The following is a 13,022-nucleotide window of genomic DNA, read 5'->3' as shown; positions in this document are numbered from 1 at the left end:
GCTGCAAAAAGTCCATTATCAATATTGTTCGAACCTGTGAGAGTTTGAAAAACCAACAAACTTTTTAAAACGGACTAATTCTCTTTTCTTGTTTGTACAATTTGCTTTCGTCATTACATCTTAATTAAAAGCCAAGTGATCAGAAAAGATCTTAAACCCACACAAAACTGCTCAAATTGCAGCCAATTACATTCATTTTGGCTTTTTATCAAAACTTAACGACTCAATCTTATAATTTTCTATCTTCTATTTTATTGCTTGCACCTGTATCTTACGCAGCCGGTTTAGGATAGCCGACCCCATTAATCTAGTTACCCTCGCAGGAAGCGTCAGGTAGTTCCCGTTTTTAGAATCATAAAAATATGCAAAAACAGATGACCTCAACACAAAGTTATTCCAGTAAAACATGGCTAAGCTTTTTAATTCCGTCTTTATTGGGTCTTTTCTTATTTATGACCCCTATTGATTATAATGACGCCATCACGATTCCAGTCGCTATCCTAGCCAAAGAATTACAAGCTCTAATTGGTGATCAAATGACCATGATCATCTCTGCCATCATTGGGATTTCCGCCCTTATTTCACTTGTAGCCGTGGTAGTAAAACCCAGCTTCATTACCCGTAGTCACTATTTAAAAGAATTATTCCTAGTTAGCCCTTTTTGGTTAGTCATTCGTATTCTAGGTGCTGTTTTAGCCATAGCGACATTTACACAAGCTGGACCCGCTATGTTTCATGATGGGGCAACAGGTGGACTTGTATTAAACGATCTACTTCCTGTTCTTCTATGTGTGTTTATTTTTGCTGGCCTTCTACTTCCGCTACTTCTTAACTTTGGCTTGCTTGAATTAATGGGCACACTACTCACCGTTATTATGCGTCCTATTTTCAAGCTTCCTGGCCGTTCAGCTATTGACTGCCTTGCCTCATGGCTTGGCGACGGTAGCGTCGGCATTTTGCTTACCAGCAAGCAATATCAAGAGAAATTTTACACACAAAGAGAAGCTGCCGTTATTGGCACAACCTTTTCAGCAGTCTCAATCACATTTAGTTTGGTTGTAATCGCTCAAGTTGAACTTGAAGCTTACTTTTTACCTTTTTATCTGACTGTTTGTTTAGCAGGTTTTTTCTGTGCTGTGATCATCCCGAGACTACCTCCGCTTAGCTGGAAAAAAGATGTCTTTATCGATGGCAGTCAAGCTGATGGAGATAGAGATAAACGCCCTAGCGATAGCAACCTTTTCCAATGGGGAATGAAACAAGCTTTAAACCGTGCGGAGCAAGCACCTAGCTTAAGTAAGCTTGCTGCTGAAGGTTCACGCAACGCTGCTGACATGGTTCTTGGAGTGCTACCTGTCATTATGGCAATAGGTACTCTAGCCCTTGTTATCGCAGAAAATACACCTATTTTTGATTGGTTAGGTCAGCCTTTTGTACCCTTTTTAGAGCTACTACAAATTCCACAAGCAGAAGAAGCGTCAAGAACAATAGTCGTTGGATTTGCTGATATGTTTATTCCGTCTATTTTGGCAGCATCAATTGAATCAGATATGACTCGCTTTGTGATAGCGGCCATGTCCGTTACTCAGCTTATTTACATGTCTGAAGTTGGCGCACTCCTTTTAGGTAGTAAAATTCCTGTGAATATTTTTGAGTTATTTATCATCTTTTTACTTAGAACAATTATTACCTTACCAGTTATCGCATTAATGGCTCACTTAATTTTTTAGATTAAACTGACATAAAAGAGCCAAATAAAAAGGCGGAGCCAGTTAAACTGAGTCCGCCTTTTTTCATCAACTTATGCTAATTATTTTAGTTTAGCATCAATGTCACTCGCATCATGACGCTCAGGTACTTGTTCGCTTTCCTCACCCCAAGATCGATTCACAATTCTTCCGCGCTTAACGGCTGGCCTATCTTTAATATCTTTAGCCCATCTAATCACATTTTGATAAGACTCTGCATCTAAAAACTCTGCTGCATTATAAGCTTCATTCAGTGCAACGTTACCGTACCATGACCAAATTGCGATATCAGCGATTGAGTATTCATCACCACAAATATAGCGATTTCCCTCAAGCTGCCTATCAAGCACATCTAACTGACGTTTCGCTTCCATAGTGAAACGATCAATACAATATTCTATTTTGACTGGCGCATAGGCATAAAAATGACCAAAACCACCACCTAAGTATGGAGCACTTCCCATTTGCCAGAACAACCAAGACATACACTCAGTTCGCTTAGCAAAATCTGCTGGAATCAAATGGCCAAATTTTTCTGCTAAATATAAAAGGATGGCTCCAGATTCAAATACTTTTTGTGGCACCTCAAGGCTATTATCAAGCAAGGCGGGTATTTTAGAGTTTGGATTTATATCAACAAAACCAGAAGAGAACTGGTCACCCTCGCCAATATTAATCAAATAAGCATCATATTCAGCCTCTTTCACACCCAAAGCTAAAAGCTCTTCTAACATTATGGTTACTTTAATACCGTTAGGCGTTGCTAAGGAATACAACTGCAAAGGCTGCTTACCAACAGGTAACTCTTTTTCATGAGTTGCGCCAGAAATAGGACGATTGATACTTGCCCAAGTACCACCACTTTCAGCTTCCCATTTCCAAACTTTAGGCGGTACGTAATCGTTATTATCTTGCATTATCTACTCCTTCAAAATATATCAATTCACTATAAAGCCTTAGCTCGTCATAACAAGTGCTTAATAACAAACTTATGGCAAGAAAAAAGTAAACTATGTGAAAAACAAAAAATGGCCCGTATTTCTACGAGCCATTTCTTTCTACTATATCAAAGGTCTTTCAGTATTAGACTTTAAACTTAGCAAGCGCCTGCTCTTGTTGTTCAGTCAACTCTACCATCACCTTACACAGCCCTTCTTGGCTCATAGCACGATCTGACACCGACTGACTTATGTTACGAATATTTTGCGTATTTTGATTAATCTCTTTTGTGGTCATACTTTGCTCTTCAGCAGCGGTTGCTATCTGAACATTCATACCATTAATTGCATCGATACTTGCACGTATTTCATTTAGAGAAGTACTTGCCTGAATTGCAACCTGCTGAGTTTCATCCGCATTTTCACGGCTCTTCAAAATCACTGATTCAGCATTTTTCACACCAACTTGCAGCTGGGATATCATGCCTTTTATTTGCTCTGTAGATTCTTGAGTCTTAGAAGCTAAGGTTCTCACTTCATCGGCCACAACAGCAAAACCTCGGCCTTGCTCACCTGCACGTGCAGCCTCAATCGCCGCATTCAAAGCCAATAAGTTTGTTTGATCTGCAATATCAGTAATAACAGTCAAAATCGACTCTATGTTGTTACTATAGTTAACTAGTTCATTAATCGTAGCAACCACACTTCCCATCTGAGTTGTTAATTGCGCAATTGATGCAGAGGTTTTATCGACAATCGCAACACCACTTCTCGCAATATCATCAGCTTCACTGGCTTTTTGTGCAGCGCTTTGAGCATTACCAGCCACATCATGAGCAGTAGCGGACATTTCACTCATAGCAGTCGCCAATTGATCCAACTCTGAAAGCTGTGAATTCAGCTCTTGCGCGGCTTGCGATGATGAATCTTCTGTTTTATCAGTATTCAGCCTAACTTGACTGGAAGTTGACTTAACTTCTTTGATCAAGTTTTGTAGATAACTTAAGAACTGATTAAAGTCTTCAGATACCTTACCAAATTCATCGTTACTATTTATATCAAGTCTCTTAACTAGATCACCTTCACCACAGTTAATATCTTGTAGAGATTCTCTTAACGCCTTTAATGGAAGCAATAGTTGCGACACAACATAATAAAGCACAGCCGAACAAAGCAGAGCAGCAATAATTGTACTAATTAGCGCAATCCAACCGAACTTCTCAACATCTGACATAACTTTATGCTTTTCAAGCACTACACCTATATACCAATCTGTTCCATATAGATTCGACAAAGGGCTAAAAGTAGTAAACACATCAGTGCCATCTAGAAGCTCGGTTGGTTTCAAGCTGGTTCCAAAACTAGACTCCCCACCTTTAATTAAATCGGAAACGTTCTTCCCATTAAAATCTAACTGAGGATGGCTAATAATGTTACCTTCTTTGTTCAAAATAAAGGCATAGCCAGTATGATTAAAGTTAAGGGTATTCACTGCATCAGATACTGTTTTTAGGCTTAAATCACCACCAAAAGCACCTTTAAACTTGCCATTATCATAGAAGTTAGCAACAGCAGAAATTAGCAATTCACCTGAAACTGAGTCAGCATAGGGTTCAGTTAGGATGGCTCTTTTATGCGCCTTAGCAAGAGGATACCAAGGTCGCTTTCTTGCATCCCAATTGGCAGGATTCCAAGAAGGGTCATTTGTTATACGTTTACCATCTGTAGACAAACCACCAAATATCAGCAAAAACTCTTGCTTATAAAGTGGCAAATCAAATGTTTTTTGAATATTTTCGCCATTGAAATCAGTTTCGATATTCTGAGCAGCTATATCAATTAAAGCTAACTTACTGTTTAGCCAGTTATTTACCTGTACAGCAAGCGCCTTACTAGTCTCTTGTGTACTAATTGTTGTCTTCTCAAACAGCGCCGTCTTTAAGTTGCTGTATTGCATCCATGAATAAATTGAAAAAACTAAAACAACAACAAAAGATGCGCAAAGAGCTACCTTATGAGAAACCTTCATAAATTCACCAGTATATTTAATAGGATTTAAAATTTAACTTTTTCGCTTATTTATTAAGAGTGGATCACAAAGTGTGATTTATCCATTTTAAACAAACAGTTAGTTAAAAATATTTCTAATACCTAATAATAACAGGTGAGTTTTATGACACAATCCTTACACAAAAATGACATTAAAAAAACTTATAGCTTTTATGTCAGTGAGGATTCCCCCCATTTTTCAATCAAAGATTGATCAATACCGACATGATCTAGCAGTCTAGCGACAATAAAGTCGATCATATCCTCAATAGTTTCTGGTTTATGGTAGAGACCAGGTGAAGCAGGCATAATCACAGCCCCCATGCGTGTAAGCTTCAACATATGCTCAAGATGTATTTCAGAATAAGGCGTCTCCCTTGGCACTAAAATTAACTTGCGTCTCTCTTTAAGCACAACATCTGCCGCTCTTTCTATCAAATTATTGCTAGCGCCTGTTGCTATTGCAGATAAGCATCCTGTTGAGCAAGGCACAACCACCATAGATGAAGGCGCAGAAGACCCAGAAGCAACAGGTGAAAACCACTGCTCTTTATTAAATACTTTTATTTGATTTTCTTTTGCAGCAAAAGCCTGTGATAAATGTGCCTCTTGAGCTGCGGCTTGTCCGGGCAGTTTAAAACTTGTTTCCGTTGCCATAACAATTTGAGCTGCCTTGGATATCATCACAAATATCTGAACATCAGCTTTAACTAACAACTCGATTAAGCGCAATCCATACTGCACGCCAGACGCGCCCGTGATAGCAACTGAAACCCTTTTATCAAACATGGAAACACCTCAACAAGTGTTAATTTACAGATAGAAAAGAAACGATTTATAAACAATTATTTGGCCTATTGCCATATACCCACAGTTATCCACAGTTTCTGTGCATACTTTTATTGTCAACGACTTAGGGCTTGTTTATGAGAATTTAAATAAAAAAAATGCGGGCATAAGCCCGCATTTTTTTAACACTAGAGAACTAAAACTTAGTTTTGGTTTTCTAGTTGAGCTTTGATCAAATCACCGATAGTGGTAGGACCATTTGCTTCAACTTGTGCTGCTTTCTCTGAATGAGTCTTCATTGCTGCTTTCTCTTCAGAAGCATCTTTCTGCTTGATAGAAAGAGCGATAGTGCGAGCTTTACGATCAACATTGATCACAGCAGCTTCAACAGAATCACCTTCTTTCAATACAGAAGTTGCATCTTCAACACGGTCACGGCTTAGCTCAGATACTTTAAGTGTTGCTTCAACACCTTCAGCTAGAACAACTACTGCGCCTTTAGCATCAACTTCTTTAACGGTACCAGTTACGATAGCGCCTTTGTCGTTTTCAGCTGCGAAGCCGACAAATGGGTCTTCTTCAAGTTGTTTAACACCCAAAGAAATACGCTCACGTTCAGCATCGATAGACAATACAACAGTTTCAAGGTTATCACCTTTCTTGTATTGACGAACTGCTTCTTCACCAGTCTCATCCCAAGATAGGTCAGATAGGTGTACAAGACCGTCGATACCGCCTTCAAGACCGATGAATACACCGAAGTCAGTGATAGACTTGATGCCACCAGAGATCTTGTCGCCTTTGTTGTAAGAAGTAGCGAACTCTTCCCATGGATTAGGAGTACACTGTTTAACACCTAGAGAAATACGACGACGTTCTTCGTCGATATCTAGGATCATAACTTCTACTTCATCACCAATTTGAACAACTTTTGATGGGTGGATGTTCTTGTTTGTCCAATCCATTTCAGAAACGTGAACAAGACCTTCAACACCTTCTTCAAGTTCTGCGAAGCAACCGTAGTCAGTTAGGTTAGTAACCTTAGCAGTTACTTTAGTACCTTCTGGGTAACGGGCTTTGATTGCTACCCATGGATCTTCACCCAATTGCTTAAGACCTAGAGATACGCGGTTACGCTCACGGTCGAACTTAAGTACTTTAACGTCGATTTCATCACCAACAGCAATGATTTCGCTTGGGTGCTTAATGCGTTTCCAAGCCATGTCAGTGATGTGTAGAAGACCGTCAACACCACCAAGATCAACGAATGCACCGTAGTCAGTAAGGTTCTTAACGATACCTTTAACTTCTTGACCTTCTTCTAGAGAAGCAAGCAATGTTTCGCGTTCAGCGCTGTTTGTCGCTTCCATAACGGCACGACGAGATACAACAACGTTGTTACGTTTTTGATCAAGTTTGATAAGTTTAAACTCTAGATCAACACCTTCTAGGTGAGAAGTGTCACGGATCGGACGAACGTCAACCAAGGAACCAGGTAGGAAAGCACGGATATTAGCGATGTCAACGGTGAAACCACCTTTAACTTTACCGTTAATAACACCAACAACGATTTCGCTGTCTTCGTATGCTTTCTCAAGAACTTCCCAAGTCTCAGCACGCTTAGCTTTCTCACGAGAAAGCTTAGTTTCACCGAAACCATCTTCTACTGCGTCTAGAGCAACTTTTACTTCGTCGCCGATATTAAGAGTGAATTCACCGCTTTCAGATAGGAACTGAGAACGAGGAATAACACCTTCAGATTTAAGACCTGCATGAACAGTTACCCATTCATTGTCGATATCAACAATAATACCGGTAACAATTGAGCCTGGCGCCATTTCGACGGTTAACAAGCTTTCTTCAAACAGTTCAGCGAAGCTTTGAGTCATTGTATTTCCTATTAAGTAAGCATGGATAAACCATACTGTAACCGCATTGCCAGCAAACACGGGTCAATTTTAAAAAAGTGCGAGATAGACTTTGCTGGCGCCTATCTCAGGGATAATTTGTTACAAACGCTTTAAAGTATAGCGTCATTAACGCCAAAAAACAGATCAGTTAATACCCTTCTTTGCCACTTCGGCAAGAATAGATTCAACGACCTGTTCTATGGATTGATCTGTACTGTCAACAACCAAGGCGCCGACTGCCGGCACTAGAGGGGCAACGGCACGATTTGCATCACGCTCGTCTCTTTCTTGAATGGTGCTCACTAATTCTTCAATATTAACACTCTCGCCCTTCGCTTTCAATTGAAGGAAGCGACGGTTTGCGCGTTCTTCAGCACTAGCTGTTAAAAAAACCTTAACTGGCGCATCAGGAAATACGATTGTCCCCATATCTCTTCCATCCGCCACTAAACCTGGCTCATGGGCAAACGCATGTTGACGTAGAAGCAAACCTTCACGCACTTCCGGAATAGCCGCAAGTTTAGAGGCATTATTACCAACCACTTCCGTGCGAATTGCTTGAGTCACATTCTCACCTTCTAGCACGATTTCTGTTTCGCCATTTTCTCCGTGACGAAATTGAACATCCAAGTGTTCAGCTAAAACTTTTAATGTGTCAGCATCGTCCATCGCCATCCCATGATGGGCAGCAGCAAGTGCTAATAGGCGATACAACGCACCACTATCCAATAGATTCCAGCCTAGTTTATCAGCAATTACCTGACTCACAGTGCCCTTACCAGCGCCACTCGGACCATCTATTGTGATGATAGGTGCCTGATTGATCATATTCTTTCCTCTCTTGTTATTGAGTAAGTTGGCAATGAAAGCCTAATGACTCAACAATAGTTTCAAACTCTTCAAATTCTTCTAACAACTTGTGACAATCATTTACTGTCACAGGACTACGGCTGCGCATACCCAAAGCCAACATAGCTAAACTTAAATGGTAATCGCCCGCACTATCCAGCTCCCCACCACAAGGAATGCAACCTTCGATCTCCAGCACACCAGCTTGTAAACTGCATGGCACACCTATAATAGTTAAAGCATCGACAAAGGTTGTCACTCTATCTTCCCAGCGATAGGGCAAGTTATGTATTCCTTCAATTCTACTGGTACCTTTGGCGTACACAGCAGCAACACACAGTAGTAGCAATTCGCTACAAACTGATAAAATCTCTGATTCTTTTATTGTAAAGCCAGAAAAAGCAGCAAACCCAACTTTAATTTTGCCTTCAGACACAGTAAGCGGCTGATCTTCGTTAACATTGTGCAATTCAATATTGGCGCCATTTGCTAGCAGAACTTTTAAAAATGCTGAGTTCATTTGAGTAATGCCAGCATTATTAATCATCAACTTAGACCCAGGAGATAAACATGCCAATAATGTTAACCAAGCTGTTTTATTGTCATCTGCAGGCACATCTAGACTTGCAGCCTGTGGCTTCTGCCCCTGCTTTACAGCAAGTATGTTGTCACCCTTGTCGTTAGTACGAACATCCTGCTCACACGAAAACAGAGATAAAACAGCATCACTGCCATCTAAATCCCTCGGCAAATTCAGCTCAACATTTTTTTGACTCATCACCCCAGCAATTAGCGCGGCTAATTTTAACTGCCTTGAGCGCCCTTTAACATCAATTTTATACTGATTTATCAATTGATTTTCTGTTGCTATCGTAAAAGGCAAGCATCCAGACTCAGAAGTCGTCACACTTGCTCCCATTACCTTAACAATCGAGAGTAAATCTACAAAAGGCTGTGAGCTTAAAGCCCCTTCAGCAACAAAGGTAACAGCAAACTTTTGCGCAGCAAGCACTGGCAGCAACACATGTAAGCTTAACTCGGATTCATGCACATTAATCGGGGCAATAGGTGCTTTTAAGCCATTTAAGCCAACACCATGAATGCGAATACGTTGACCACCAAAATCCTCAACAACAACCCCCATATCTCGCAGAGCTTGCAAGGTCACTTTGACCCCTTGACCCATATCAAGGTTCGAGAATTCACTTCCCCCTTCACTAAGGGCAGCCATAGTAATCAGACTATGTGACAGAAATTTGTCACCGCGCACATTAATCTCACCTTTCACCAGTGAAGCGGGCAATACCTTAATAGAAATAGGCTTTACAGTCGAAGCGCTTGAAGATGATCTCGCCTCTAATAAACGCAAAAAATGATCTCGCGCAGATTTTGCTCGAGTAAATACACCAAACATCGCAGGCCCATCACCCACTTCAATAGAATGTCTCAGTTGTTGTAAATGCTCAGTAAAAGAATCTAAAGACTCAAGAGTCGCATCCTTATTTGCCAAGAAGACATCTCGCCACATAATAGGATCACTTGAAGCGATACGAGTAAAATCTCTAAACCCACCTGCAGCAAATCTAAATACATCCTGACTGCGTTCACTATTAGCCAGTGCATCGACCAGAGTATAAGCAAGTAAATGAGGCAAGTGACTAGAACCAGCAAGAACATGGTCATGATGCGTCACATCCATACTTACCACATCAGCACCAATTGCAGTCCACATTCTGTGAAGCTTATCAACTAACAATGCATCACTGTTGGGCAAAGGTGTAACAATAACCTTATGATTTTCGAATAGATTTGGGTTAGCAGCTAAGACGCCACTTTTTTCAGCCCCAGCAATAGGATGCCCAGGAATAAAGTTCGCAGGTACGGAACCAAATACCTTTCTTGCCGCCTCAACAACACTCCCCTTAGTCGAACCTACGTCTGTTACTAAGGTGGTATCCAATAAAAAAGGCTTTATCTGCTCGAGCACAACCTCCATCGCTCTTACTGGCGTCGCCAGAAGAATGATGTCCATTTTTTCAATAAACTCAGCATCTAGCTCAGCTTCAAAATCAATTACATGAGTTGCAACACCCAATGTCAGTTCATCATGGCGTCGATCAGAACCAAATAGATAAGCAAGACCGCGTTCTTTTAATGCCTTAGCAACTGAGCCACCTATCATGCCCAAACCAACAATTAACACATTACCAAAATGCTCATCAGCTTTTTCAAACTGATTGGATTGCAACTCAGACAACGTAAACACCTTATACTTCAAATTAAATTTGCCGCCTTATAAAAAACGGCATTGATAAATACAGCTAAAGAACAGCGATCGGATAAGATCCTAACACCTTTACTTCTGACGCCCGCTTCTCTAGATCTTTGATCACAGCAACAGAACTTCCTTCATCAGCATGACCTTCAAAATCGATATAAAAAATATAGCCCCAACGACTCATAAGAGATGGACGAGTTTCTAATCGGGTCATACTGACATTATGCTTCTGAAATGGTTCCAATAGCTTATATAAGGCACCCGGCTCATTTTTAGCACTAATCAGCAGAGAGGTTTTATCCTTGCCGCTTGGCAATACATCTTGATGCCCTATCATCAAAAATCGAGTGGTATTATCAGGGTGATCTTCAATATTGGAAGACAGCTTAGTTAAAGAGTAAAGTTCGCTGGCAATATCCCCTGCGATAGCCGCAATCGCTGCCCCTTTTTGCGCCGCATCGGCTACCATTTTAGCCGCTTCGGCATTAGAGTTAACGGCAATACGTTCTGCATGAGGCCAATATCTATCAAGCCAAGCACGACATTGTGCCAAAGACTGCTGATGAGAATAAATATGAGTAATTTTTTCAGCATCAATATTAGGAGCGACTAACAAGTGATGATGAATACGCAGTTCAACTTCACCACAGATTTTTAATGTAGAGTCTCTAAAACTGTCTAAGGTATGATTAACCACACCCTCGGTTGAGTTCTCTACTGGCACAACCCCATAGTTAGCTGCACCAGATTCAACCTCACGAAATACTTCATCAATCGCTGCCATTGGCGCACTAATAATAGAGCGTCCAAAGTGCTTAATCGCTGCCTGTTGAGTAAAGGTACCTTCAGGCCCTAAAAAGGCAATGCGCATAGGTTTTTCAAGGGCAAGACATGAAGACATTACCTGACGAAAAATTTTCGCCATCTCTTCATTACCTAACGGCCCCTTATTACGCTCCATCACACGACGTAAAACCTGCGCTTCACGCTCAGGACGATAGAAGACAACCGCTTCATTCCCCTGCTCTGACAATTTAACATCTGCTACTTTCTGCGCACACTGGGCACGCTCATTAATCAATGCTTGTATTTCAGTATCTATCGCATCAATACGATCCCTTAATAAAGGCAAAGTATCTGGTACATTTGTATTATTTTTTGGCACGTTCTCTAGCAACCTTTCATTAGTTCTCGAGCTCTTACGGCTCGTTTGATGCCTACTCGGCACTCACTTATTCTTCAAAAATACTTTGCAAAGCCCACACAAGTGCAAACTATTTTAATAACCGTATTTCTTCTCAAATGCATTCATAAAGTCAATCAGTGTTGTCACACCTTCAATTGGCATAGCATTATAAATACTTGCCCTCATACCACCCACAGATCGATGGCCAGCCAATGTTTTTAATCCTTCGGCTTCAGATTCTTCTAAGAAAGCTTTTTCCAAAGACTCATCAGCTAAGGTAAAAGGAATGTTCATACGAGAACGGTAGTTAGCATCTATATTGTTGGCAAACAGACGACTTGAATCCAATTTCTGATAAAGACGACGCGCCTTTTCAATATTGACTTGCTCAATCGCTTCAACACCACCTTGCTCTAGCAACCATTCAAAAACCAGATTTGCCAAGTAAATACTGTAAGTTGGAGGCGTGTTTACCATAGAGCCATTTTCAGCAATTTTGGCAAAGTTCCATGTTGTTGGCAGACTATCTTGACTTCGCGCTAACAGGTCCTTACGAATAATGACAACAACAACACCTGCAGGACCAATGTTTTTCTGGGCACCCGCATAAATTAATCCATAACGGCTCACATCAATTTTACGAGACAGAATCGTTGAAGAAAGGTCTGCAACAATAGGCAAGTCAGTTTCTGGTAAGTCAGCAAATTCTAAACCACCAATGGTTTCATTGGGAGTAATGTGAAGATATGATGCAGATTCATCAATTTGTAGACCATCGAAAGCCGGCACTGTCTGGTAGTTTGAATCTTTTGAAGAAGCTACAACATCCACTTTTGTATATTTAGCAGCTTCTTTGATCGCCTTTGCAGACCAAACTCCTGTATCTAAATAACAAGCAGAGTCATAACCAGGCGTTAAATTAGCAGGAATTTGTGCGAACAAAGTCGATGCTCCACCTTGCATAAACAGCACTTCATAATTTTCTGGAATATCAAGTAACTTAATCAAGTTCTGTTTAGCTGACTCCAAAACAGATACAAACTCTTTACTACGGTGACTCATTTCCATCACCGACATTCCAACTCCGTGCCAATCTAGTATTTCACGTTGCGCCTTTACTAAAACAGCTTCAGGCAAAGCAGCAGGACCAGAACAGAAATTATAAACACGAGACATGACGCTAAAAACCCTTCTTAAAAACTAAAACCACCAAAAAACACAAGGGCGCATTATCATAATAAGGCGCCCTTGCTTAGATACACTAACTAATGAGAC

At 40.7% G+C, this 13,022-nt stretch carries 9 protein-coding genes; 1 reads left to right on the top strand and 8 read right to left on the bottom strand.

The window, feature by feature from the left end:
- Positions 1-374 precede the first annotated feature (374 nt).
- The gene (locus TW85_RS06980) at positions 375-1,730 is read left to right on the top strand and encodes a YjiH family protein (protein WP_238326178.1); all 1,356 of its coding nucleotides are present in this window, start codon (positions 375-377) and stop codon (positions 1,728-1,730) included.
- Between the two features lie 80 nt (positions 1,731-1,810).
- On the opposite strand, the gene yghU is transcribed toward TW85_RS06980, so the two are convergent.
- The 8 genes from yghU to serC form a co-directional block, all read right to left on the bottom strand.
- Positions 1,811-2,665, bottom strand: a complete 855-nt coding sequence (gene yghU, locus TW85_RS06975; protein WP_046016392.1) for a glutathione-dependent disulfide-bond oxidoreductase — start codon at positions 2,663-2,665, stop codon at positions 1,811-1,813.
- A 166-nt stretch (positions 2,666-2,831) separates the two neighbouring features.
- Positions 2,832-4,715: a methyl-accepting chemotaxis protein gene (locus tag TW85_RS06970; protein ID WP_046016391.1), complete on the bottom strand. Its 1,884-nt coding sequence runs from the start codon at positions 4,713-4,715 to the stop codon at positions 2,832-2,834.
- 191 nt (positions 4,716-4,906) lie between these two features.
- Positions 4,907-5,524, bottom strand: a complete 618-nt coding sequence (locus tag TW85_RS06965) for a flavin prenyltransferase UbiX (protein WP_046016390.1) — start codon at positions 5,522-5,524, stop codon at positions 4,907-4,909.
- A 203-nt stretch (positions 5,525-5,727) separates the two neighbouring features.
- Positions 5,728-7,413: a 30S ribosomal protein S1 gene (rpsA, locus tag TW85_RS06960; protein ID WP_046016389.1), complete on the bottom strand. Its 1,686-nt coding sequence runs from the start codon at positions 7,411-7,413 to the stop codon at positions 5,728-5,730.
- A 165-nt stretch (positions 7,414-7,578) separates the two neighbouring features.
- A complete protein-coding gene (gene cmk / locus TW85_RS06955) occupies positions 7,579-8,262 on the bottom strand; it encodes a (d)CMP kinase (RefSeq protein WP_046016388.1) in 684 nt (227 codons plus the stop codon).
- 16 nt (positions 8,263-8,278) lie between these two features.
- Positions 8,279-10,549 carry a prephenate dehydrogenase/arogenate dehydrogenase family protein gene (locus tag TW85_RS06950; protein WP_046016431.1) on the bottom strand — a complete coding sequence of 757 codons (2,271 nt, stop codon included), beginning with the start codon at positions 10,547-10,549 and terminating at the stop codon, positions 8,279-8,281.
- Positions 10,550-10,604: 55 nt separating this feature from the next.
- Entirely contained in the window at positions 10,605-11,726 is a 1,122-nt protein-coding gene (pheA, locus tag TW85_RS06945; protein WP_046016387.1) for a prephenate dehydratase, read from the bottom strand.
- Between the two features lie 114 nt (positions 11,727-11,840).
- A complete protein-coding gene (serC, locus tag TW85_RS06940) occupies positions 11,841-12,923 on the bottom strand; it encodes a 3-phosphoserine/phosphohydroxythreonine transaminase (protein ID WP_046016386.1) in 1,083 nt (360 codons plus the stop codon).
- Positions 12,924-13,022 lie beyond the last annotated feature (99 nt).

The organism is Marinomonas sp. S3726, from assembly GCF_000967665.1.
GTDB lineage: Bacteria > Pseudomonadota > Gammaproteobacteria > Pseudomonadales > Marinomonadaceae > Marinomonas.
This window is presented reverse-complemented; position numbering and strand designations above follow the sequence as displayed.